19 protein-coding genes are annotated in these 23,909 nt (G+C 38.3%); 5 read left to right on the top strand and 14 right to left on the bottom strand.

Going from position 1 to position 23,909, the window contains the following annotated elements; translation table 11 throughout:
* The first annotated feature begins 4 nt into the window (after positions 1 to 4).
* Both B091_RS0102555 and B091_RS0102550 read left to right on the top strand, forming a co-directional pair.
* Positions 5 to 1,504 carry a hypothetical protein gene (locus B091_RS0102555; RefSeq protein WP_018108442.1) on the top strand — a complete coding sequence of 500 codons (1,500 nt, stop codon included), beginning with the start codon at positions 5 to 7 and terminating at the stop codon, positions 1,502 to 1,504.
* Positions 1,505 to 1,572: 68 nt separating this feature from the next.
* A complete protein-coding gene (locus B091_RS0102550; protein ID WP_018108441.1) occupies positions 1,573 to 3,363 on the top strand; it encodes a MutS-related protein in 1,791 nt (596 codons plus the stop codon).
* Between the two features lie 85 nt (positions 3,364 to 3,448).
* On the opposite strand, the gene B091_RS0102545 is transcribed toward B091_RS0102550, so the two are convergent.
* The 6 genes from B091_RS0102545 to dnaN are packed head-to-tail and all read right to left on the bottom strand — an operon-like array spanning position 3,449 to position 10,777.
* The gene (locus B091_RS0102545; protein WP_018108440.1) at positions 3,449 to 5,152 is read right to left on the bottom strand and encodes a tetratricopeptide repeat protein; all 1,704 of its coding nucleotides are present in this window, start codon (positions 5,150 to 5,152) and stop codon (positions 3,449 to 3,451) included.
* A 50-nt stretch (positions 5,153 to 5,202) separates the two neighbouring features.
* Positions 5,203 to 5,952 carry a 23S rRNA (guanosine(2251)-2'-O)-methyltransferase RlmB gene (gene rlmB, locus B091_RS0102540; RefSeq protein WP_018108439.1) on the bottom strand — a complete coding sequence of 250 codons (750 nt, stop codon included), beginning with the start codon at positions 5,950 to 5,952 and terminating at the stop codon, positions 5,203 to 5,205.
* Between the two features lie 17 nt (positions 5,953 to 5,969).
* Positions 5,970 to 7,631, bottom strand: coding sequence for a DNA repair protein RecN (recN, locus tag B091_RS0102535; RefSeq protein WP_026166291.1), 1,662 nt, complete (start codon positions 7,629 to 7,631; stop codon positions 5,970 to 5,972).
* Positions 7,632 to 7,659: 28 nt separating this feature from the next.
* Entirely contained in the window at positions 7,660 to 8,856 is a 1,197-nt protein-coding gene (gene coaBC / locus B091_RS0102530; protein WP_018108437.1) for a bifunctional phosphopantothenoylcysteine decarboxylase/phosphopantothenate--cysteine ligase CoaBC, read from the bottom strand.
* Positions 8,856 to 9,626, bottom strand: a complete 771-nt coding sequence (locus B091_RS0102525; RefSeq protein WP_018108436.1) for a 3'-5' exonuclease — start codon at positions 9,624 to 9,626, stop codon at positions 8,856 to 8,858. Before B091_RS0102525 ends, coaBC begins: the two co-directional genes overlap by 1 nt.
* Before the next feature lie 26 nt (positions 9,627 to 9,652).
* Positions 9,653 to 10,777, bottom strand: coding sequence for a DNA polymerase III subunit beta (gene dnaN / locus B091_RS0102520; protein ID WP_018108435.1), 1,125 nt, complete (start codon positions 10,775 to 10,777; stop codon positions 9,653 to 9,655).
* 178 nt (positions 10,778 to 10,955) lie between these two features.
* Between dnaN and B091_RS0102515 the strand changes: the two genes are divergently transcribed.
* Entirely contained in the window at positions 10,956 to 11,318 is a 363-nt protein-coding gene (locus B091_RS0102515; RefSeq protein ID WP_018108434.1) for a DUF3127 domain-containing protein, read from the top strand.
* Between the two features lie 255 nt (positions 11,319 to 11,573).
* Here B091_RS0102515 and B091_RS0102510 read toward each other — a convergent pair whose 3' ends face one another.
* Both B091_RS0102510 and B091_RS0102505 read right to left on the bottom strand, forming a co-directional pair.
* The gene (locus tag B091_RS0102510; protein ID WP_018108433.1) at positions 11,574 to 11,849 is read right to left on the bottom strand and encodes a putative quinol monooxygenase; all 276 of its coding nucleotides are present in this window, start codon (positions 11,847 to 11,849) and stop codon (positions 11,574 to 11,576) included.
* Between the two features lie 167 nt (positions 11,850 to 12,016).
* A complete protein-coding gene (locus B091_RS0102505) occupies positions 12,017 to 14,650 on the bottom strand; it encodes a valine--tRNA ligase (RefSeq protein WP_018108432.1) in 2,634 nt (877 codons plus the stop codon).
* A 132-nt stretch (positions 14,651 to 14,782) separates the two neighbouring features.
* Here B091_RS0102505 and mazG point away from each other — a divergent pair, with 132 nt between their 5' ends.
* Together mazG and fumC are read left to right on the top strand one after the other, a co-directional pair.
* A complete protein-coding gene (gene mazG / locus B091_RS0102500) occupies positions 14,783 to 15,568 on the top strand; it encodes a nucleoside triphosphate pyrophosphohydrolase (protein WP_018108431.1) in 786 nt (261 codons plus the stop codon).
* A gap of 117 nt (positions 15,569 to 15,685) precedes the next feature.
* A complete protein-coding gene (gene fumC, locus B091_RS0102495; RefSeq protein ID WP_018108430.1) occupies positions 15,686 to 17,080 on the top strand; it encodes a class II fumarate hydratase in 1,395 nt (464 codons plus the stop codon).
* A 72-nt stretch (positions 17,081 to 17,152) separates the two neighbouring features.
* On the opposite strand, the gene B091_RS0102490 is transcribed toward fumC, so the two are convergent.
* The 6 genes from B091_RS0102490 to B091_RS0102465 all read right to left on the bottom strand — a co-directional run bounded on the left by B091_RS0102490 (position 17,153) and on the right by B091_RS0102465 (position 23,811).
* Positions 17,153 to 17,611: a hypothetical protein gene (locus B091_RS0102490; protein ID WP_155888233.1), complete on the bottom strand. Its 459-nt coding sequence runs from the start codon at positions 17,609 to 17,611 to the stop codon at positions 17,153 to 17,155.
* Positions 17,612 to 17,615: 4 nt separating this feature from the next.
* Positions 17,616 to 17,981 carry a hypothetical protein gene (locus B091_RS0102485; protein ID WP_018108428.1) on the bottom strand — a complete coding sequence of 122 codons (366 nt, stop codon included), beginning with the start codon at positions 17,979 to 17,981 and terminating at the stop codon, positions 17,616 to 17,618.
* Between the two features lie 43 nt (positions 17,982 to 18,024).
* Positions 18,025 to 18,579, bottom strand: coding sequence for an RNA polymerase sigma factor (locus B091_RS0102480; RefSeq protein ID WP_018108427.1), 555 nt, complete (start codon positions 18,577 to 18,579; stop codon positions 18,025 to 18,027).
* Between the two features lie 18 nt (positions 18,580 to 18,597).
* Positions 18,598 to 19,512, bottom strand: a complete 915-nt coding sequence (locus B091_RS0102475) for a ribonuclease Z (RefSeq protein WP_018108426.1) — start codon at positions 19,510 to 19,512, stop codon at positions 18,598 to 18,600.
* A 124-nt stretch (positions 19,513 to 19,636) separates the two neighbouring features.
* Positions 19,637 to 21,448 (bottom strand): 30S ribosomal protein S1, encoded by a 1,812-nt coding sequence (gene rpsA / locus B091_RS0102470; protein ID WP_018108425.1) that lies wholly within the window; start codon positions 21,446 to 21,448, stop codon positions 19,637 to 19,639.
* 164 nt (positions 21,449 to 21,612) lie between these two features.
* On the bottom strand, positions 21,613 to 23,811 hold the full coding sequence (locus tag B091_RS0102465; protein ID WP_018108424.1) for a DUF5686 family protein: 2,199 nt from the start codon (positions 23,809 to 23,811) through the stop codon (positions 21,613 to 21,615).
* Between the last annotated feature and the right edge of the window lie 98 nt (positions 23,812 to 23,909).

Below are 23,909 nucleotides of genomic sequence, written 5' to 3'. Positions count from 1 at the left end.
AATAATGATCGGAAGCAGATTCAAAAAACTCATACTAATACTTTTATTAGCTTTAATAATTGTAGGTGTATTTTTGTTTCGTTTTTTCCAGATTAGCAAGCCATCAATCACTAACCCTGCTTATCTCATCTCTTCGGCTATGACTTCTGTCTTAGACATCTACGATTTAGATACCACATTACCCCTTCTAAGGTTAGTAAACGATCAAAGTATAACAGACAATAAGGGTTTCATCAAAGTGTTCTCCGACTTTATTTCAGCCAAACCCGAATTCGGTGAATCTCCAATTTGCATTACCCTGGGGCTCTATGATTTATTATCTTTTGAACAAGGGATAATAAGCCTAAAAGATACTGAGCTCAGTAAAACTTGGATTGAGTCCTATCTTAGAGGTTTTTCACAAACAGAAGTTCCACCAAAAATTCATCTTTACAAAGACTATAATATCAATATCTACCCCATAAAAGGTGGAGTATTTAATGCTATACTTAGTATTGATGGCACTATAGTCTTATCCAATAGTCTGTGTAACATCGAATCAGTCATAGACAATCTTGGAGCATCATCCAATAACCTACAAAAAGCAGATTATTTTAAAGATCATAAGAATAAATTATCAGCGGTAGCCTATATCAAGGAAAACAATGGTCGATGGATGAACTACGGTTTATCTGTCAATAAGGGTAGATACGAACTACTTCACCCACTAAAAGCAAACGAAGTGACAGAACTTCACTTCACCCAAGCCCAAGCCCAAGATAGTATGCGAATACAAGTACCACCCAAGGAAACTTTCACTATAAATCATTATACTCCCAAGCAAGTGATGTTTAGCTACCAGCAATCATTAGACACAATTTTAAGTAAGAATGAAAGCGAGTGGAATATCGCTTGGGAACCACTTATACAAGAAAATCTTGATAAAGGGCTATTTGCATTTCGGCTACAAGATTCAGTTGTCTCATCTAGCCTGATATTACAATGCCCTGTTTCCAACAATTTTACATCTAAACTGGAACTATTCAAACAACAAAATAAGAAGCTCATTCGCACGCTCTTAAGAGAGGAAGGGCTGTATTCACACAGAGGAGTACTTGCATTACCTGCTCCATACTGGCTTAATAATTTAACACAAACAAGTAGAGACTTACGTGTGGTATATATGGACTTGCACAAGAACAATTTATTTATCAGCTGGGATTATCAACATCTATCAAACTATATCACTCAACTCAAAATAGATACTAAGGGTACCACCTCTTGGTTACCAGACTTAGCAAAACTACCAAAAACAGCTAATAGCTTCTTCGCAGGAAACATCGAACAGATGTTGTTAGACTCTATCACAAATTACTCCATACTGAGTTATTTTACACCAACCCAACAGAATCTACTTAAGCCTTATGTATTAACTGAAGAATATTTACGAACTAAGAATGACCTATTCTTGCTTATTACCCTTAGTGAGAATAAGCTGAATAAGGCTGGAACACTAAATAAATAGCATAAAGTTGCCACGCTTTGATAATCTTTCTTTATATTCGACACTCATTTAAAAATCTGATTTAGAGCATGAGAAGAAGCGAATATGATAAGCATATCTTAGAAGAAGATATTATACTCAAAAAGCTACATAAGAACAGTAAAATGTTTTTATGGGCAAAATTAGGAACATTTCTAGCAGCGATATTTTTTATATACAAATCAGTATTCAATGATTTTGACAACTATTGGATGATAGCTTTTGGGCTATTTATTACTCTCTACCTGGTTGCCCTATTTTTAGACAGCAAGCTACAGCGCAAGATTGTCTTACATGAGCACCTAAAAAAAACACTCGAAAATGAAATAGCCTACCTCAATCGTGATTTTTCTCCTTTCGATCCTGGCCTAGATTTTATTGATCCCGCTCACCCCTACTCTTTCGATTTGGATGTGTTTGGTAACGAGTCATTCTTTCACCGCATAAACAGAACAGTTACCGACTTAGGAAGAAGAAAATTAGCCAATTACCTAACGAACTTAACCACAAATATACCCAAGATACTCAAACGTCAAGAAGCTTTAAGGGAGCTTGCAAACTTAGTTAAATGGAGAACTCATTTTATTGCTGTGGGCTCACCTACTAAAGTGGATTTAGAAACACTATCGGCAGAGTTGCAAACTAATGCTAATCCTGAAATTTTCGAAACCTCTAAATTTAAAGTCAGTATCAGTATCTCATGCCTATTGACTCTTGGGGCAATTATACTGGCTATTTTGGGTATAGCACCAACTTCACTAGCAATTCTATTCTTTTTATTACAAATACTTGCAGTCATTCTATTCTCGGGCCTAATACAAAAATCCACACAACAAGTGGGCAAACTCTTTAAAGGGCTTCATTCTTATCGAGATATTATTAATCATATTATCCAGACAAAGTTCGAAAGTGAAGAATTAACAATACTAAGAAATACCCTCCAAGTCGACGAAGATGTGGATATACGAAAAGCCTTTAAAGAATTGTCGGGCATTCTTAATAGGCTTGATCAGCGTGCGAATCTGCTTGCATTTATATTTCTAAATGGCCTTTTCCTTAATGATCTTTGGACCATGAGCAGTTTTGCAATCTGGAAGAAGAAGTATGCAAACTACCTTCCCCAGTGGGCCGATACAATTGGAGAGTTTGATGCTCTGATTAGTTTATCAACCTATGTCTACAATCAACCAGCCAATTGCTTTGTAGAATTCACTGAAGACAAGTCCGTATTACGTGCCAATGGGCTTTACCATCCATTCATACCCAAAGACAAAGTAGTGTCAAATGATTTTGATTTGGCTACGCATAATTTCACCATCATCACGGGAGCTAATATGGCTGGTAAAAGTACCTTTTTACGCTCGGTTGGTATAAACTTTATTATGGCACTAAATGGATTAACTGTTTGTGCAAATACGTTTGAAGTGACTCCTATGGAGCTATTCTCTAGCATGCGAACAAGTGATAACTTAGTCAAAAACATATCCTACTTCAATGCGGAGCTTATCCGTCTTGAACAAATGATTAATTATTGCAAGCAAAATAACCACACACTTATTATCCTTGACGAGATATTGAAAGGAACAAACTCCATCGATAAACTCAAAGGTTCTAAACTCTTACTCGAAGAGATATCTAAACTTCCAGTTTCGGGAATTATCGCTACCCACGATTTAGAACTTACAAAGATGGCAAATGAGAACAAGCACATTTGCAATCTCTGCTTTGAGATAGAGCTTGGTGACGAAATAAATTACACCTATAAAATAGAACAAGGGGTAGCGCAAAATTTGAATGCTACATACCTTCTCAAAAAGATAATCAGCAAGATTAATAATTAATCTACTGCTAATAGCCTCATACAAAATAGCACGTCTGACATTAATTCTGCCAGACGCGCTATTTGTATCTAATAACCAAGGTTCATTACTTGCAATTGCTTTTAATTAGATCATCAGCCAATGTGTCGCCAAGTTCTTTTGCCTTTTTCAAGCTACTACAAGCCCTTTTGTCCTTTTTCTGAATGTAGCTAACTCCTTGCAAGCGATAAGCCTCAGCGTTGGTTGGATCTAGCTTAATTATATCTTCGAGCAGCACCAAAGCTTCGTCATACCTACCCACCCTTAAATTTAATGAAGCACGCTCCAAAAGATAAAGTAGATTTGTAGGTTCGAGTTGAATAGCCAACTCTATATCATCAAGCGCTTGATGATACTGACGAGCAGACAAAGCAACTTGTTCTCTAATATAGAAAAAGTTAGCATTCACTCCCCCCTCTACAGCATAGTAATATTCATTTAAATCTTTCAAAGCCTCACGATGTTTACCCATATCGATAAGGTGTAAAGCACGATCAAAAAGATAAGGTGAAGCATCAAAAGCATAAGGTTTGGGCAATCGAACTATACTGCTGTCAAGTAGAGCTAAAATTTCTTCAGGTTTAGCCTCTTTCTGCTTGTAAAGTTGAGCTGTATTATAAAATGAGAGAGAAGAGGCAATATCCGAATTATTAACAATCGCATAAGCTGCAATAGCCTCATCTGTTCTACCCAAATTATCTAAAAGCTCAGCCTTGACTTGCACATAGATAGGCAAAGGGTTTATTGCGATAGCTTGCTCAATCAGACTCAGCGCATCTTCAATAGTCCAGCCTTTGAGGCCATTTAAAAATTCGTTTTGTTGATTCGAACTTATAAACTTGACTATACTAAATAATGCCTCGTCTTTTGCTCTACTCAATTCATTAGCTTTGTCTAAAGTTACCTTAACCTCTTTAACATCAGCCTGCGACTTAGCCCCATTCAAAAGGGATTGTGCATATCGAATATAGCCTTCACTATTGGCAGGAAACTGGCGAATAAAATCTTTGTATATGCCTGCTAATTCATCAGCTGATAGACTAGATTCATTGACATACAAATAGACTAAGGCCTCGTTCTCATCGGTAGGTAATCCTTTCTTTATGAATATATCTTGTAATGCAGGGTCGGCAAACGATAATGCACCAACTTTCAAATCATTAATAAAATCAATACCTACTACATGAGAAATCATAGCACTAGAACTACTGTGATCCTTCTGTAATATACCTATTACTGCTCCATCAACATCCACTACAGGGCAGCTTTCTAAGGCCTCCTGCATGCGCAGGTCAAGCGTATAGTAAGAACGGTTGCCACGAATAACATCAACAGATTTAACCTTACCTGGATAACAAAGTCGATCTTTCTTAACCGAGTAGGGCAAAACTAAAACCTCTGCTCCAATGGGTAAGGATACCTCAATAGCAGCCAAATGATCAACCTTCTTCTTGCCCTGCAAATCAACCAAAAACTTTACCACATCGTAAGTGTCATCCGCACCTAAGATTGAATAAACGGGATATTTTTCACCTTCAGTATCAATAACAACAGCCTTACTAGCTCCTTTAAAAAGATTGAAGTCGGAAACTCCAACTCCAGTTTCGGATATAAAGAAACCATTTCCAGTTTTGAGCAAATTGTCTAAATTATCGAAAGTCATTATAGAAAATACAGCCTTCTTGGCATTGGGTACCCATTTAGGACCCTGTCCAAAAGCTAAGACTGATCCAAAACAGCTTACCAATAGAGTAAAAAGTATACGTTTCATAGCGCGAGAATTAGTTATTTGGTATTAAAATCAGGTCGAACAGGCAAAGACTATTCTGCTTGCTCCGAACGCTTATTTATTGCTTCATAAATCAGAATACCAGCAGCAACAGATACATTCAAAGACTGGATAGTTCCCATAATAGGAATAGTCATCCACTCGTCACAGAGTGAGAGCACATCCGAAGATATCCCCTTGTCTTCAGAACCCATGATTAAGCAAATAGGGCCTGTATAATCTCCCTTAGTATAGCTATAATCACCTTTCTCCGTAGCAGCAAGAATTCTAAAACCACTGTTCTTTAAAAACTTAACAGTAGTATAGAGATTAGTTTCTTTGCATACAGGTAGCGACATCAATGCCCCAGCCGAAGTTTTAACAGCATCAGCATTAACCGAAACACTACCTTTAGATGGAATTACAATTGCATCAACACCTGCACATTCGCAGGTACGGGCTATAGCTCCAAAGTTTCTCACATCGGTCACGCCATCAAGCATAACAAAGAATGGATTTTTTCCCTCTTCGTATAAAAAGGGAACCATGTCTTCGACTGTTTGATAAGTTACAGATGAGATATATGCAATAACACCTTGATGGTTTTTGCCAGTAATACGGTTCAATCGCTCTACTGGAACGTGCTGAACAGTAATCCTGCGGCCTCTTATAGCTTCAAATAACTCTTTAGAAAGTTCACTTTGGATGTCTTTCTTTACTAGGATTTTGTCAATTTCTTTGTCGGCTTCGACAGCTTCGATTACCGCACGAACTCCAAATATGAGTTCATTCTTATTTACCATATTATTATTCTATATATTTATTTATAGCCCAGCAATGCTCTTGCATTACTGAGAGCCGCATCAGTGAGGGTAGCACCACTTAACATGTTGGCTATCTCCTTGATTCGTTCTTCCTTGTTTAATTTCTTTATATTACTGATAGTCTCTTGCTCATTATCCTCTTTGTAGACTTTAAAATGAGAAGATCCCTTGGCAGCAATCTGAGGCAAATGAGTAATGCTAATAACCTGTCGGTCGAGCCCGCCCATTTTAAACATCATATCGGCCATGCGATCAGCTATTTCGCCCGAAACTCCTGTATCAATTTCATCAAATATGATTGTGGGCAACTTAACAGCCCCAGCAATCATCGCTTTAATCGAAAGCATAACACGAGCAATCTCTCCACCAGAAGCTACTGAGGTAATGTTTTGTAATGTTCCATTTTTGTTAGCAGAAAACAAGAATGATACTGCATCCAAACCATGAGCACTTAAAGCCTCCTTTGGAGTAATGTCAATTTGAAAACGTACGTTCGGCATACCTAGAGGTAAGAGACGCATACTCAACTCATCTTCAACTTTTTTAGCAGCAGCTCGTCTTGTTGCCGATAATGACTCAGCAAGTTTAAAAGCAGCATCTAATGCTTGTTTCGTGTGAGCTTCCAACACCTCTATACGTTCGTCATAAGAGGTAATATCATCAAGTTGTTGAATAAATTCACGTTCGATGTCCATCAGCTCCTTTACAGTCTGAACCCTATGTTTTTGCTCCAAGGAGTAAATTGAGTCCAATCGTTTTTCGGCCTCTTGCAGTCGCTCAGGATTATAAGATACCGACTCCCCCTTATCGGAAATCTCTTCGGCAATGTCTTTGAGTTCTATTACAGCACTCGCAACACGTTCGGCTAACTCTTCAACTTGGGGATAGATAACCTTGAGGTTTGAGAGTTCGTTAGAAGCTTCACGCAGTAAAGTTAGTAATCCTACTTGGTCTCCGTCAAAAAGTTGAGTTAATTTATATAGAGACGATTTAATATCTTCGGTATGAGCTAAAGTTTCAACCTCTTGCTCAAGAAGTTCTTTTTCTCCGACCTTTAGACTAACCTCAGCAAACTGTTCGAGCTGAAACCGTATATAATCTTCATCGGCACGAGAACGCTCAGAGAGTTCTCGAAGGCCAGTAAGTTCTTTTTCTAGTTTCCGCCAAGACTCATAAGCCCTAAAGTAGTCGTTATTGAGAGGTTCATTACCAGCAATCATATCGAGTACATCGAGTTGAAAGCCCTCCTTATTGAGTAGGAGATTTTGGTGTTGTGAATGAATATCAATCAACTGATCGCCAAGCTCACGAAGTAAAGTCAGTGAAACTGGTGTGTCGTTTATAAAGGCTCGACTTTTGCCTGAGGCCTGAACTTCACGTCTTAAGATACAAATGTCGTCGTAATCGAGTTTATTTACCTCAAAAAAGGTCTGCATTGCATATTGACTCACTTCAAAAAATGCCTCAATTACACATTTACTTGCACCCACACGAATGGCTTTCACATCGGCACGTTGCCCTAACAGTAAGTTTATTGCACCCAGAATTATAGATTTACCAGCCCCTGTCTCACCCGTAATGACAGAAAAACCAGCATCAAAATCCATATGCAACGCATCAATTAAGGCGTAATTCTTTATATGTAAGGAACGCAACATAAATTTAGACTTTACTGTATAATCAGATTTAAAGAATCTCTACCAAACGATTTATTATATCCTCTGCAACTTCAGGCTTCGATTTTAAAGGGAATTCCGTTTTGGTGGACCTATCAATAAGATAAATCTTATTGGTATCACATTGGAATCCTGCTCCTTTATCTTGCAAAGAGTTGAGCACAATAAAGTCGAAGTTTTTCTTCTCCAACTTGCCTTTTGCATGTGACTCTTCGTCATTGGTTTCTAAAGCAAAACCAACAATACGCTGGTCTTTGGTTTTAAGTTTGCCCAAGTGTGCAGCAATATCTTTGGTGGGTTTTAGATACAGATTGAGTGCCTCACCCTCTATACGTTTCATTTTTTGATCGGCAGCCACAGCTGGTGTATAATCAGCTACAGCGGCTGAAAGGATAGCAACATCCATTTTCGGGAAGGTTTCTACTGCCACCTCAAACATCTGCTGAGCCGAAGAAACATCAATACGCTTGATGTTAGGATGATCAAGTTTTAGTTGGACTGGTCCTGTAACTAAAGTCACATTGGCTCCCCGATTGGCGCATTCTTGAGCAATAGCAAAGCCCATTTTACCTGAAGAGTAATTTCCAATAAAGCGAACGGGGTCAATTTGTTCGTATGTTGGGCCTGCAGTTATTAGCACATTTTTGCCTTTCAAATCTGCTTGCTTTACGAAGTAGTCCTCCAGCACAGCAATGATGTTATCGGGATCTTCCATACGTCCTTTGCCTACCAAGTGACTAGCAAGTTCACCAGATGTAGGTTCAATGATAATATCACCATACGAACGTAGGGTGTCTAAGTTACGATGTGTCGAAGGGTGTGCAAACATATCAAGGTCCATTGCAGGAGCAATAAAAACTTGCGACTTTGCAGATAAATAAGTAGTGATAAGCATATTATCAGCTACCCCATTGGCCATCTTACCCAGAGTTGAAGCAGTAGCTGGAGCAATAAGCATAGCATCTGCCCAAAGACCTAAATCAACATGACTGTTCCAACTACCATCTTTTTGAGCAAAAAACTCACTGATCACAGGTTTACTCGTTAAAGCCGATAACGTAATAGGAGTTATAAACTCTTTGCCAGCAGGGGTAATCACCACCTGCACCTCGGCTCCTTTTTTGATTAAGCCTCGAATAATTAGACAGGCTTTATAGGCAGCAATGCTACCTGTTATGCCTAATATAATTTTTTTACCTTTCAACATTACTGTCCAGTTAATTCTCTAAGTTTAATTTTAGTCAATTCAGCTTTGGTGTTGAGCGTAAAATCATTATTTAACATCCAGCTAAAATAACCCAAGTCTTTTTTTAAAACCTCCGCTACAGGCTGACCTTTGTATTTACCAAAGTTGAACACTTCAACTCCGTTTTCATCAAAAATCATGCGACCTGCAAAATCCACATTCTTATTGAAGCTCGAAAAATCGGCTAAGAAAGCAATATCATTTTCAAGATCTTCGTAACGGTCAAGTTGAGACTTCAACACCTCGTAAGTGGCACGCGTATCGGCCTCAGCTGAATGTGCATCGTCAAGGCTCTTGCCGCAATAGAATTTATAGGCTGCAGAGAGTGTTCTTTGTTCCATTTTGTGAAATATCACCTGAACATCTACAAACTTGCGCTTGCTCAAATCAATATCAACTCCTGCACGAAGAAATTCCTCAACTAAAACAGGAATATCAAAGCGATTTGAGTTAAACCCTGCCAAATCAGATCCTTCGATATCTTTGGCAATATTCTTGGCTACTTCTTTGAACGTGGGGCAATCCACAATGTCTTTATCGTATATGCCATGAATAGCAGAAGATTCTGCAGGAATGGGCATTTCTGGATTAATGCGCAAGGTTTTAGCCTCTTCATTACCATTAGGGTGAACCTTAAGGTAACAAATTTCAACAATGCGATCTGAGTTTATATTGGTACCTGTAGTTTCTAAGTCAAAGAATACTATAGGGTTTTTCAGGTTTAATTTCATTTTGTATGTTTTATGCTTGCTTAAACTTAGTCGTTAAGCATCATTGGCATTAAAAGTGTTAGTAGTTTCTCACCTTCTTCTTGCTCTACAGGAACAATTAAGCCTGCGCGAGAAGGATCGGCCAATTCTAAAATCACTTCAGCAGATGAGATGTTTGAAAGAATATCTATCAAGAAAGTCGATTTAAAACCAATGCTCATTTCTGAATCTGAATATTGGCATGGCAATGACTCTTCAGCAGAAGTAGAGAAATCAATGTCTTGAGCAGAGATATTAATACTGCCCGGTTTGATATTCAACTTCACCAAGCTACTTGCCTGAGAAGAGAAAATAGCAACACGACGCAATGCACCAATTAGTGAAGCACGGTCAACGGTTACTTTAAAGGGGTTGTCTTTTGGGATTACCGAGTTATAATTGGGATAGCGTCCTTCAATCAGACGGCAAATCATATGGTAGTTACCCAATTCGAATACTGCATTTCTTTCGTCGAAAGCAATGGTTACCTCACCTTGTTCTTTAGGAAGGATATTCTTCAACAGATTTGCAGGCTTCTTAGGCAAGATAAATGCAGCTCTGTCTGAGCCTTTAGCATCTAATACTTGGCAACGCACAAGTTTATGACCATCAGAAGCTACCATAGTGATGTCTTCTTGAGTAATATCAAAATAGATACCATTCATAACTGGGCGTAACTCATCGTCGGCAGTAGCATATACAGTTCTGTTAATACCTGTAAGCAATGCATCAACGGGCATAGTGAATTTTACAGCCTCAGCTGAAAGAGCAGTAGCCTGAGGATATTCATCTCCATTTTGACCCATCAAGCTGTACTGACCATTTTGGTAGGTTACAGTAACTTCTAGCGTTGCTGAATCAACACTAAATGTCAATGGCTGTTCGGGAATCTCCTTCAAAGCATCCAATAATGTCTTCGCAGTAATAGCTATTTTGCCTTCAGTAACACTTTCAATTACAGGAATTGAGGTTTGCATGGTTGTTTCACTATCTGATACAGTTACAGAGAGAATACCTTGTTGGAGTTGAAACAAGAAACAATCCAAAATGGGCAATGCATTTTTACTATTAATTACACGACTTACAGCTTGTAAGTGACTGTATAATGCAGCACTAGAAACGATAAACTTCATATCTATGGGTGTTAAATATTATCTATATGTAATTATTATATTATAATCTATAGTCTATACAAAGTTACAAAAAAAGATTGTCCCGTAATAATTTAACCTATTAAAAAAGGCTTTTACAGATTGGTATCTTTCACTAATTATCGTAACTTCGCAGAACGAATTAAAAATACAAAATAGAATGGAATTTACTGGAAAAATCATAGCTGTTCTCCCCGTTAAAAGTGGAACTTCTAAAACTGGAAATGCTTGGATGGTACAAGAGTATGTAGCTGAGAGCAATGAAATGTATCCTAAGAAAATGTGTTTTGACATTTTCGGCGAGGATAAAATTAAACAGTTTGATATTAAAATGGGCGAAGAACTAACTATATCTTTTGATATCGACGCAAGAGAGTGGCAAGGTAGATGGTTTAATAGTGTGCGTGCTTGGAGAGTAGAACGCGTAGCAGCAAGTGCTCCTGGTGAGCCTTTGCCTCCACCAGCACCAACTGAAATGCCCGACTTCCTACAAGGAAGCGACACAGATGATCTTCCTTTCTAAAACAAGAAATACAGATATGAAAACGGCGAGATGCACAAAAATGCATCTCGCCGTTTTGCATTTAGCCCAAAGGCTCGGTTGCCATCCTTGAAAACCAAAGGCTCATCACCTTGCTCCGACCTACTGCCAATACCCAAACGACTTACTCGTTAGCTATATTGCACTAAGTCGTGCCTACAGGGGATAAAAATAAACGCATCTTGAGTCAACGAGATACGCTTAAATATTTACGGTTAGAGCAAGTTTGCTCTGAACTTAGAAGTGAAGTTTTTCAATCTTCATTTTTGCATACTTTTCTAACTCTGGAAGTAGAGAAATAAAATGTGCTGAACTAGAATGTGCTTTGAGTGAAGCCTCATCTTGCCAAGTCTCACAAATCATAAAGACATCCGAGCGAGTTGAACTTTCAAACAAGTCGTAAGCAATGCAGCCTTCATCAGCCAAAGACTTCTCTACCAATTCTTTTGCTAACTCTAAAAACTTTGCTTTTCCTGAACTCTCTACTTGGATAAATACATTTATTCGAATCATAATGATGTTTTGTTTTTAGTATATCTACTCAGCGTTAAATGCTAAGCGAATCTAAAATAACTATTTTTTTGAGACTTTGAGGCTCGCACAAATAAAAAAGTCCTGTAAAGTAAAAACTCTACAGGACTTTCATAATTATTTTCAAGAAAAAGAGCTGAAAAAACTTCTTATTTCTGAGAATCTCTCAGCGACTTGATGTTCTCTTCTAGCGATTTAATGATGCTTTCAGCATCTGCTTTTTTCTTATTCTCAAGGTCTACAACCTGTGCTGGAGCACTAGCCACAAAACGCTCGTTGCTAAGCTTCTTAATTACACCTTGCAGGAATCCTCGCTTATGCTTAAGTTCTAACTCAAGTTTCTGGATTTCGGCATCAACATCGATTGCACCCGATAGCGGTATACTCAACTCGAATGTTCTTACCATAAAGGTAGCCGAGCCGTCTAAGTGATTTTCAACCTCCTGGATAGCCGAGACATTAGCAATCTTCTCTACGATTGAATTGAAGCCAATTACAGGGTTAGTGCCTAAGATATTAAGCTCAAGAGCATCTTTTAGAGAAATGTTCTTTTGTGCTCTAATGGTACGCACGTGACCAATAATATCTTTTACGATGTCAATATTATCCAATAACTCTTTGTTGATTACCTTAGAGCTACTCATTTGTTGAACCATCAAACTAGCTCCCTTAGCTCTTGGTTCCATAGCTTGCCATAATTCTTCGGTGATAAAAGGCATAAATGGATGTAAGAGTTTCAATAAGCTCTCAAAGAATGAAAGTGTCGAAGCGTAAGTTTTAGCATCAATAGGTTGGCTGAAACCTGGTTTAATAAGTTCTAAGTACCAAGATGAGAACTCATCCCAGAATAGCTTATAGATAACCATTAAAGCTTCACTTAATCTATATTTGGCAAACAGCTCATCAACCTCGATTATAGTTTCGTTGAGCTTGCTTTCAAACCAAGCAGTAGCCAATTTAGAAACCTCAGTTTGCTCTAGATCTTTATCAATCTCCCAACCTTGAATCAGGCGGAAGGAGTTCCAGATTTTATTATTAAAGTTACGTCCCTGCTCACAAAGTGCCGTATCGAAAGGAATATCATTACCTGCAGGTGCTGTAAGCATCATCCCCATACGTACACCATCAGCACCGTATTGGTCGATTAGTTCGATTGGGTCGGGTGAATTACCCAGTGATTTGGACATCTTACGGCCCTTAGCATCACGAACGATACCAGTAAAGTAAACATTCTTAAATGGCATCTTATTTTCGTACTCGTAGCCTGCCATAATCATACGTGCTACCCAGAAGAAAATAATATCAGGACCTGTCACTAAGTCAGATGTTGGATAATAATAGTCCATCTCTTTGTTGCCTGGATTATTGATTCCATCAAATAAAGAGATCGGCCATAACCAAGAAGAAAACCAAGTATCTAGACAATCTTCGTCTTGACGAAGATCGGCCATAGTTAAAGCTGGATTACCCGATTTCTCGCGAGCCAACTTTAAAGCTTCTTCCTCGGTGTCAGCTACAACATAACCACCCTCAGGAAGGTAATAAGCAGGAATACGATGTCCCCACCAAAGCTGACGGCTAATACACCAATCACGGATATTTTCCATCCAGTGACGGTAAGTATTCTTGTATTTCTCTGGATAGAAACGAATATCTTCGTTCATTACAGGAGTCAATGCTTTTTCAGCCAAATCTTCCATCTTCAAGAACCACTGCATAGACAACTTTGGCTCAATAACAACGTGAGTACGCTCAGAATAACCCACTTTATTGGTATATTCTTCGACTTTAAGCAATAAGTCAGCAGCTTCAAGGTCTTTCACAATTTGTTTACGCACCTCAAAACGATCTTGCCCCACGTAAAGCCCAGCAGCTTCACTTAATGTTCCGTTATCATTGAAGATATCAATACTAGCTAGGTTATGTTTCTCACCAAGCATATAATCGTTTACATCGTGAGCAGGAGTTACTTTTAAGCAACCTGTACCAAACTCAATATCAACATAATCGTCTTCAATAACTGGTATAACTCTACCTACCAGAGGTACAATTACTTTTTTACCCTTGAGATGTTCATTTTTGGGGTCATTTGGGTTAATACACATAGCAGTGTCACCCATAATAGTTTCAGGACGAGTCGTTGCAACGGTTGCATATCCAGCTTCGCCTTCAACTTTATATTTAAGATAGTAGAGTTTACTTTTCTCTTCTTTGTGAATCACTTCTTCGTCAGAAAGCGCAGTTAGTGCTGCAGGGTCCCAGTTTACCATACGAACCCCTCTGTAAATCATCCCTTTATTATAAAGGTCTACAAAAACTTTCAAGACACTAGAGCTACGGATCTCATCCATTGTGAATGCGGTTCTATTCCAATCACAAGAAGCTCCTAAGCGACGTAATTGCTTTAGAATAATGCCACCGTGTTCTTCTGTCCACTCCCAAGCATGCTCAAGAAACTCATCTCTGGTTAGATCTGTTTTTTTAACACCTTGTTCTGCTAGTCGGTTTACCACTTTGGCCTCTGTTGCAATTGAAGCATGGTCTGTGCCCGGAACCCAACAAGCATTTTTACCCTGCATACGAGCTCTACGCACTAAGATATCTTGAATCGTATTGTTCAACATATGCCCCATGTGCAAGACTCCAGTAACGTTTGGAGGTGGAATGACGACGGTATATGGTTCTCTTCCATCGGGTTTCGAACTAAATAAATCGTGATCCATCCAGTAGGAGTACCACTTCTCCTCAACATTAGCGGGATTGTACTTACTTGCTAATTCCATATTAAATTTTAATCAATTATATATTGGTATATTATAGAGTGCAAAATTAGTAAATATAAAGTGAATAACGACTTTCAATTATGTACTTTTGCCCCGACAGATACATAAAGACCCTATAAATAGTTTAAAAAGATGCATACTAGAGAAGAAAAGTTAGAGGCATTCGGACGTTTTTTGGATGTACTAGACGAATTGAGAGTAAAATGTCCGTGGGACAGAAAACAAACCAACGAGAGTCTTCGTCCCAATACAATAGAAGAAACCTACGAACTTTGCGAGGCATTGATGCGTAATAATGAACTCGAAATCTGCAAAGAGTTGGGTGATGTGCTTTTACATATTGGCTTCTATGCCAAAATCGCCTCCGAAAAAGAGCAATTCGACATTAAAGATGTATGCGATAAACTCTGCGACAAACTGATCTACCGACACCCCCATGTATTTGGCAATACCGATGTAGCCAATTCGGACGAGGTTGAAAATAACTGGGAACAACTCAAACTCAAAGAAAAAGACGGAAATAAGCGCGTACTTAGTGGAGTGCCTGCTGCCCTACCTGCTCTAATTAAAGCTTATCGCATTCAAGATAAAGCTCGTCATATTGGGTTCGACTGGGAGCAAAAAGAACAGGTTTGGGATAAGGTTCGTGAAGAGTTTTCGGAGCTAGAGGAGCAAATCAAGAACCTCAATAAGGAAGAGATGGAAAAAGAGTTCGGCGATCTATTTTTCAGCCTAATTAATGCGGCACGAAAATATGATATCAATCCCGAAAATGCCTTAGAACTCACCAATCAAAAATTTATTCGTCGTTTCAACTATCTTGAAGACCATACACTAAAATCAGGACGTCAACTTAGTGGCATGAGCCTTGAAGAGATGGATCAATATTGGGACGAAGCCAAGGCCAAAGGCTTATAGACTAAAAGAGATAAAACCGAGCCATACATTTATCTATTATAGGATAATTCATAACATACTTGATGTTTTAAGTGTTAATAGTATAATTCAAACTATTCATCTTAAAACATCATTTTTATGGATTATATTATTGAGAAAGACACAATGGGTGAAGTTAGAGTTCCTGCAGACCGTTATTGGGGTGCACAGACCGAACGTTCACGCAACAATTTTAAAATAGGAGCACCAGCCTCCATGCCACTTGAGATTATTCATGCTTTTGGTTATCTCAAAAAAGCGGCAGCCTATACCAATCACGATTTAGGAGTACTCACTAAAGAGAAAAGAGATATTATCGCTCAAGTTTGTGATGAAATCATAGCAGGCAAACTAGACGAACATTTCCCACTTGTGATTTGGCAAACAGGTTCGGGTACACAATCCAATATGAATGTCAACGAGGTTATATCCAAGCGGGCTGGGGTCTTACTAGGAGGTAAACTTGGAGAGAAAAGTCCGATACACCCCAACGACGATGTCAATAAATCGCAGTCGTCAAACGACACCTACCCTACGGCTCTAAATATTGCAGCCTACAAAAAGCTAATAGAGAATACGATTCCTGGAGCAACAGAACTTCTTAAAGAGTTAAGCCGCAAAGCTGATGAATTTAGCCAGATTGTTAAGATTGGCCGAACGCATCTACAAGATGCCACCCCGCTAACACTTGGTCAGGAGTTCTCTGGTTATGCTATGCAGGTGCAAAATGGAATAGCAGCCATTAAGGCTACACTGCCACATCTATCTCAGCTTGCTTTGGGAGGAACAGCAGTAGGTACAGGACTTAATGCACCCAAAGGATATGATCTAAAAGTGGCTCAATACATTGCTGAGTTTACGGGACTCCCCTTTATTACTGCACCGAATAAGTTTGAAGCACTTGCGGCCAACGATGCCATTGTTAGCACGCATGGAGCGTTAAACCAACTGGCAGTAGCCTATTTCAAGATAGCGCAAGATATCCGAATGCTGGGTTCTGGTCCTCGTTCAGGGATTGGTGAGATTCATCTACCCGAAAATGAACCCGGCTCATCAATCATGCCAGGCAAAGTCAATCCAACACAGAATGAAGCCATAACTATGGTTTGTGCTCAGGTGATTGGCAACCAAACTACAATATCTTTTGCTGGAGCGAATGGTCATTATGAATTAAACGTATTCAAACCTGTAATGGCTGCTAATTTTTTGGAATCAGCGCAACTCCTAGGAGATGCTGCACGCTCTTTTAGCCAAAACTGTGTAAAGGGAATTACTGCCAATAAAGACCGCATTGAAGAGTTACTCAATAATTCATTAATGCTAGTTACAGCACTCAATACACATATTGGTTACGAAAAGGCTGCTCACATTGCTAAATCAGCACATCGAAATGGTACAACTCTTCGTCAAGAAGCTATTAATTCGGGATATCTCACTGCTGAGCAGTTTGATGAATGGGTTCGACCAGAAAAAATGGTTGGTAATCTTGAATAAAAAAAGTAGAGCAGCGAATCTTAGTGATCTGCTGCTCTACTTTTTATATCTAAACTAGGGGTAACCATCAATCTACTTACCAGAACGCTTACCTCGTTTTTGGTGATTCATCCCTCGGATAATTTGACGTCTGAACTTAGACTCCGCACGTATAATCTCAAAAATCTTTTTACTTGGTATAACCTGCTTATATTTTTCGTTATACGCTAAGTCTAAATCTGCATTACTCTTCTTAAGTTTAAAAATCTCATCGAGAGTTTGGGTGTACTCTTCATCAGATAGTTCCTGATTCGACTTCTTCATGAGCTCCATAATCTTTCGATTATTTACACGTTTTGCCTCTTGAAGCTCATTATAGAGTGTAAAGAAACTATTTGCTTCCTGAGGTGTAAGCTTAACCTCAGCTGTAATAAATTCGCGTTGCTTCTGCTGAAACTCTACAGGAGTCAAGTGCTGATAAAAATGTGTTGAAGCTTCAGCACCGAGCACTAGTGTCAGACAAAACAAAAAACTGAACATTATCCTTTTCATAAACCTATTCTGTATAACTGGTTAAATAAACGTGCATATCATAATCATCAAGAAAAGCACCTTCAATAGTCTCGTCTATAAATTCATCCGAAACCTCTTCAACATTGATTTGAGAGATGTAATCATACTCCTCTGTTTTAGTGTTAATAAGCACACGAACAATCAAAGCAGCACCAATAAATATAGCAGCTAGATAAGCTAAAGGCTTAACTTTATCCCAAAGACTAACAGGTTGATTTTTAATAGATTCTTCAACCGATGACTTTGTAGGTAACCCCTCCATTATCTGATCCGTAAGCGTACTGAAGTAATCTTCAGGAACAATAAAAGGATTCTCACCTTTAATCTTATCTAAATTTTTATTATCCATAATACCTCCTTCTAGTTATTAGATGACTATTAATGTGAAAGGTTTAATCGAGTTTACGAAAATATTCCTCAATCTTGTTTGTTGCATGATGATAAGAGGCTTTGAGAGCCCCAACAGATGTACCAAGTATCTTAGATATCTCAGTATATTTCATATCATCATAATATTTCATAAGAAACACCAAGCGTTGTTTCTCTGGTAGTTCTTGAATAGCCTTTTGAAGTTCAATGGCTAATTCATCACCACAGAAATAACTATCACTCTTTAGCATATCTTCAAGTCCATGCTCGGGATTATCAATATCAAGAGCAAAACGATTCTTATTCTTTTCTATAAAGCTCAGACTTTCATTGACTGCAATCCGATAGAGCCAAGTAGATATTTTGGATCTTCCTTCAAAGTTTTCGCAACCCAACCATGCCTTCATAAATGTATTTTGAAGTACATCATTGGCATTCTCATGTGTTAAAACTATTCGTCTGATATGATGATACAACGGCTCACTATAGGTATCAACTAAATATCTAAATCCTAATTCAAGGGTTCGTTCGTCTTGAATCAAAAGAGCTATTTGTTCATCTGTTATTTTAGTTTTCATGCGATACCTCAATTAAAATCATACCGTAAAAGTCAACATCTCATCTGCTACTTCAACATTCGGAAAGACCTGCATGGCCTCCTGCCTTAATCGCTCCTCATTGGGATAACGTGCAGAAAAATGTCCAATTAACAGACGCTTCACTTCAGCCTGTTTAGCAATAGTGGCTGCTTGCTCGGCTGTAGAGTGCAGGGTTTGTGCAGCACGAAGAGCTTCAGTGCTCGCAAATGTAGCTTCATGGAAAAGCAAATCGACTCCCTTTACATGCTCTATTACTGGTTCATAATAGGCAGTATCTGAACAATAAGCATAGCTGCGTACAGGCTCAGCAGGGAATGTTAGAACAGAGTTTGATATGGTCTGCCCCTGAGGAGTAACATAATCAAAACCCGCCTTCAGTCGGTTCAATTCAAAGCTTGGAACCTCATAAAAGTCTATCTGTTCCTTATTTATATGGTTAGGCCCTGCTTTCTCCTGAAAACGAAAACCAGAACTGGGCATACGATGCTTAAGCGGAATGCTAGTTACAACTAGCGAACGGTCTTCATAGAGAACAGTAGAAACTTTGGGGTTAAACTCCTCAAATATCACCTTAAATGGACTCTGATTACAAAAGAAGTTCAGGGAGGGTTCGAGAAGTGCAGCCAAGCCTTTAGGACAGTGGATATACAGATCAGCAGTTCGTCCGAGCATGCCAAATGTTGATATCAAGCCCAGTAGGCCAAAGCAATGATCACCATGTAAATGAGATATAAAAATACGCCCAAGTCGAGTAAACTTGAGCTTTGCTTTTCTAAACTGCAACTGCGTACCTTCACCACAGTCGATCATAAAGAGTTTCTCTCTAAAATTTACGACCTGAGAAGTCTGGTTATGCTTGGTGGTGGGAAGTGCTGAACCGCAACCCAATATAGTAACTTCAAACTTTGGCATAATTCAAATAAGGTTTTGAGCAAAGATAAAAACTTCCTACGTACTAATACAAGAATGGGGTGTTTACTTTAAAGTAAACACCCCATTCAATATACTGGAGAATTAATCTAAACTAAGTTTAAGATTAGTTTTTACCTTCTAGTTTTTCTTTCAATTCAGCAAGAGCATCAAAATCACCTAGTGTAGTTGAAGCAGCTTGGTTTTGAGATGGAGCAGCAGCAACTTCTTTCTTAGGAGCTTTTTTAGCAGCAGCTTGGTTGCTAGCTTTTACTTCTTCTCTAGCTTCTCTAGCTTCTGTCTTAGCAGCATCTTCGAAGATACGGCTGTGAGAAAGAATGATACGTTTAGCTTCTTTGTTAAATTCAATAACTTTGAAGTCTAGTTTTTCGTCTAGTTGAGCTTGTGCACCGTCTTCTTTTACTAAGTGTTTTGGAGTTGCGAAACCTTCAACACCGTAAGGAAGAGCAATTACTGCACCTTTATCAAGCATTTCGATGATAGTACCTTCGTGTACTGAACCTACAGTAAATACTGTTTCGAATACATCCCAAGGATTTTCTTCAAGTTGCTTGTGACCTAGGCTTAAACGGCGGTTTTCTTTGTCGATTTCAAGAACTACGATATCAAGATCAGCACCTAGTTGAGTAAACTCAGATGGGTGTTTGATTTTCTTAGTCCAAGAAAGGTCTGAGATATGTACTAAACCATCAACACCTTCTTCGATTTCAACGAAGATACCAAAGTTTGTAAAGTTACGTACTTTAGCAGTGTGGTTAGAACCAACAGGGTATCTTTCTTCGATTGATTCCCATGGATCTTGTTTAAGTTGTTTGATGCCTAGAGACATTTTGCGTTCTTCACGATCAAGTGTCAAGATAACAGCTTCAACTTCGTCACCAACTTTCATAAAGTCTTGAGCTGAACGTAAGTGTTGTGACCATGACATTTCTGAAACGTGGATAAGACCTTCTACACCTGCAGCGATTTCAACGAATGCACCGTAGTCAGCCATAACAACAACTCTACCCATTACTTTATCACCAACTTTAAGGTTCTCATCAAGAGAATCCCATGGATGAGGAGTAAGTTGTTTTAGACCCAAAGCAATACGTTTCTTCTGATCATCAAAATCAAGAATAACAACGTTAAGTTTTTGGTCAAGTTCAACAACTTCTTTAGGATCACTTACACGGCCCCATGAAAGGTCAGTAATGTGGATAAGACCATCTACGCCACCAAGGTCGATAAATACACCGTATGATGTGATGTTCTTAACAGTACCTTCAAGTACTTGTCCTTTTTCAAGTTTGCTGATAATTTCTTTCTTTTGTTGTTCAAGTTCAGCTTCGATAAGAGCTTTGTGTGAAACAACAACGTTTTTGAATTCTTGGTTGATTTTAACCACTTTGAATTCCATAGTTTTACCAACGAACACATCGTAGTCACGGATAGGACGTACGTCAATTTGTGAACCTGGTAAGAACGCTTCGATACCAAATACGTCAACAATCATACCGCCTTTAGTACGACATTTGATGTAACCTTTGATAATTTCTTCGTTTTCAAGAGCAGCGTTAACATGCTCCCATGCGCGAGCTGCGCGAGCTTTTTTGTGAGAAAGGATTAATTGTCCTTTTCTATCTTCCTGGCTTTCGATATATACCTCAACAGTATCACCTACTTTAAGATCAGGATTGTAACGGAATTCATTTAAAGGAATGATACCGTCAGATTTGTAACCAATATTCACAACAACTTCACGTTTGTTCATAGCGATTACAACGCCATCAACCACTTCACGGTCGCTTACTTTGTTTAAAGTTTCATCATAAGCTTTTGCTAGTTGATCGTGGTCAACTCCTGTAGAGATTTCTCCGCTTTCATATGCATCCCAGTTGAAATCTTCAAGAGGAGCAATGTTTTTAAAATTTTCCATTAATTAATTGTTATTAAATACTTTAATTGAATTAGACATTATATTATTCTAGAATCGGGTGCAAAAATACACTTATTGAATGAATTCACCAAAAATTCAAGCGCCTTATTTTTAGAAGAATAAGTAGTTTATAGACTGATTAGCAATTCTATAAAAAATACAGCTTACCTATTAAACAACTCAAAGGTTATCTTACACCCTATTTTTGTATTATTCCAGTTTGCCAAAGCACCAAAAACCCCAAAATCGAAGATATGAGTACCTATACCATAACCTACCTCCATATAAGGATGCATCTGGTTCATTACTAAAAGATTCAGATAAAGACGCTCATTGATTACTGAACGCGTGTACTTCTTTATATGAGGCAGAAGTATGAAAGGTGATTCATAAACAAAGTTCGCTCTCAAATACCACTGCGAAGCATTAAACCATTCTCGCCCTAAGAGCTGAAACGTTCCTCCAATATCATCATTCCACCCTTCGGGTAAGTTGTTTTTAGCAAAATACACAAAGTCAACAAAGTACATTTGGTCTTGATTTGAAAAGACTCCTCCGCCAAAACGGTAATATAAATTCTTCATCATCGTTAGGGCAAGCTTATGTTGAATATTCATTTCAAGCCGCTCGTGAGAACCTGTTGCACCCATAAAACCTTTAATGCCACGCTCCCAGTCGATGATAAAAGTGGGATACTTAGAGTAAAGATTAATCTTACGATACCCATTCATATAGTAATACTGACCAGGAGTCCAAGTTGTACGAACACGTGGTGCCACACTAACGTACCGTCCATTAAACCGTCCATCAAGATTAAGTGAGTCGGGCAAATTGTTCCTAGGACTAACCCTACGAGAGGCAGATAAGCCAATATCGAAATGAAGCCCATTTACGACTTCCCAAGTATGCATAACATCGAAGTGAAGATTTTTAAAGTAGTTCAGATTAAGCTTTTTAAAATCAATCGTATCTGTTTGCCCTTTAAGATCATCAAGCACTTCACTACTATAAATTCGGTTACCATTACCTGTATTAATTTCTATACCTAGACGCTTTTGTGGCCAATAATTAAAATGCGCAAAGGTCTTCCAATAGAACTCTTTATACTTGAAGTTATACCCAAGGGTAGGATAAATCCGCAATAACCTATCATTCTTAAAGAGTCGGTTATATTTAATCTTCAATTTATAAGAAATTCCATCTCGCCCATTATAACTCAACAGAAAAGGATTTAGTATTGGTGAAAACTTCACACTCCCAACTTCATATAGATTAAGTGTGTAGTTGCTCACTAGGAAATCCCCTACTTCACCCCAAAATATTGCTGATTTATTTTTCTTTGTAACATCTTTGTAGATCTGGATCGAATCTTTGGATGCTCTGAGATTGGTGTAAAGTTGAGCCTCATCAGCCTGCAAAGGCAGCAACCTGAATTTATAGAAATTATCATATTCTCGCTCTATTTTCACCGTATCGGGAAACTGAAAAGAATAGGACTCTGTTAAATTGTACTTGCTCTTACGCTCCACCGTGTCTGTTGGAAATTGAACACTCAACTGAGGCTGTATCTTATCATATTTAAAGGCACCTTGATAGACATTTCTAATTTTGTTCCACAAAAACCTAAAAGTAACATCTATATTATGCTTTAAGGGTAGAAATTCTGTAGAGGTTCCAACTTCTCCCAAACGAATGTAACATTGCACACTCAAGTATTCGGAGCGACCATAGAAACTAACTTCACGAATACTCCATACATCATCGCTTACTATAAAATATCCTTCAATCAACTGATAACTTTGGCTTTTGGGTACAAAGCTTATTTTAAACTCCAACTTATTGTTAGCATCTAGGTAAACCTGTTCAATTTTATAGCGATAATATTTGGCGAACTCTTTTTGAATGGGTGAAATTAACTTAGTGTTAAGAAAACTAGTGGAATAAATATTAATTGTAAAATACCTCAGCACACTTGGATTGCTTCCTTTAAGCCTCGGAGTAGTACCTGTTATAGCTTTAACTCTCTGGTCATAAATATCGGGAGCAGTATAATGCACATCACTATAAGTTTCTAGAACATATTTATCAACGCCTTTTTGTGGACGAAACATTTGAGGAATATATCGCATCAAAAAGTTCTTTCGCTGAATATCAATATTTGTTTTCACATATAAATCGGCATCATACTCAGCTATAGCAGTTTTATAATAAGGCGCATAGAAGTATACATTATTCATAATAGAATCAACACAGAAAGACTCAAGACTTGGTGTTTCCAAGCTAGAGTATTGCTGCAATTGAGCTTGAATAGTAAAGGGCAAAAGCAATACACAAAACAGAACCTGATATTTAAGCCATCTCATCATACACTAACAAATATACCTTATTAATGAAAGTTTTCTTCCTTTTTTTATCATTATTATGATAAAACTCTATTCGAGCCAAATGAAATTATTTTTGC

The organism is Bacteroides propionicifaciens DSM 19291 = JCM 14649, from assembly GCF_000375405.1.
GTDB lineage: Bacteria > Bacteroidota > Bacteroidia > Bacteroidales > Bacteroidaceae > Bacteroides_E > Bacteroides_E propionicifaciens.
The sequence above is the reverse complement of the archived record's forward strand: the minus strand, read 5'-3'. Positions and strand labels throughout refer to the sequence as shown.

Excerpts from the sequence above, each read along its gene's own strand:
- fumC (WP_018108430.1), top strand. The coding sequence starts at position 15,686 with ATGGATTATATTATTGAGAAAGACACAATGGGTGAAGTTAGAGTTCCT.
- mazG (WP_018108431.1), top strand. The coding sequence starts at position 14,783 with ATGCATACTAGAGAAGAAAAGTTAGAGGCATTCGGACGTTTTTTGGAT.
- B091_RS0102525 (WP_018108436.1), bottom strand. The coding sequence starts at position 9,626 with ATGAAATTAAACCTGAAAAACCCTATAGTATTCTTTGACTTAGAAACT.
- B091_RS0102505 (WP_018108432.1), bottom strand. The coding sequence starts at position 14,650 with ATGGAATTAGCAAGTAAGTACAATCCCGCTAATGTTGAGGAGAAGTGG.
- B091_RS0102550 (WP_018108441.1), top strand. The coding sequence starts at position 1,573 with ATGAGAAGAAGCGAATATGATAAGCATATCTTAGAAGAAGATATTATA.
- rlmB (WP_018108439.1), bottom strand. The coding sequence starts at position 5,952 with ATGGTAAATAAGAATGAACTCATATTTGGAGTTCGTGCGGTAATCGAA.
- B091_RS0102545 (WP_018108440.1), bottom strand. The coding sequence starts at position 5,152 with ATGAAACGTATACTTTTTACTCTATTGGTAAGCTGTTTTGGATCAGTC.
- rpsA (WP_018108425.1), bottom strand. The coding sequence starts at position 21,448 with ATGGAAAATTTTAAAAACATTGCTCCTCTTGAAGATTTCAACTGGGAT.
- B091_RS0102510 (WP_018108433.1), bottom strand. The coding sequence starts at position 11,849 with ATGATTCGAATAAATGTATTTATCCAAGTAGAGAGTTCAGGAAAAGCA.
- B091_RS0102515 (WP_018108434.1), top strand. The coding sequence starts at position 10,956 with ATGGAATTTACTGGAAAAATCATAGCTGTTCTCCCCGTTAAAAGTGGA.
- B091_RS0102485 (WP_018108428.1), bottom strand. The coding sequence starts at position 17,981 with ATGGATAATAAAAATTTAGATAAGATTAAAGGTGAGAATCCTTTTATT.
- coaBC (WP_018108437.1), bottom strand. The coding sequence starts at position 8,856 with ATGTTGAAAGGTAAAAAAATTATATTAGGCATAACAGGTAGCATTGCT.
- B091_RS0102490 (WP_155888233.1), bottom strand. The coding sequence starts at position 17,611 with ATGAAAAGGATAATGTTCAGTTTTTTGTTTTGTCTGACACTAGTGCTC.
- B091_RS0102465 (WP_018108424.1), bottom strand. The coding sequence starts at position 23,811 with ATGAGATGGCTTAAATATCAGGTTCTGTTTTGTGTATTGCTTTTGCCC.
- B091_RS0102480 (WP_018108427.1), bottom strand. The coding sequence starts at position 18,579 with ATGAAAACTAAAATAACAGATGAACAAATAGCTCTTTTGATTCAAGAC.
- B091_RS0102475 (WP_018108426.1), bottom strand. The coding sequence starts at position 19,512 with ATGCCAAAGTTTGAAGTTACTATATTGGGTTGCGGTTCAGCACTTCCC.
- dnaN (WP_018108435.1), bottom strand. The coding sequence starts at position 10,777 with ATGAAGTTTATCGTTTCTAGTGCTGCATTATACAGTCACTTACAAGCT.
- recN (WP_026166291.1), bottom strand. The coding sequence starts at position 7,631 with ATGTTGCGTTCCTTACATATAAAGAATTACGCCTTAATTGATGCGTTG.
- B091_RS0102555 (WP_018108442.1), top strand. The coding sequence starts at position 5 with ATGATCGGAAGCAGATTCAAAAAACTCATACTAATACTTTTATTAGCT.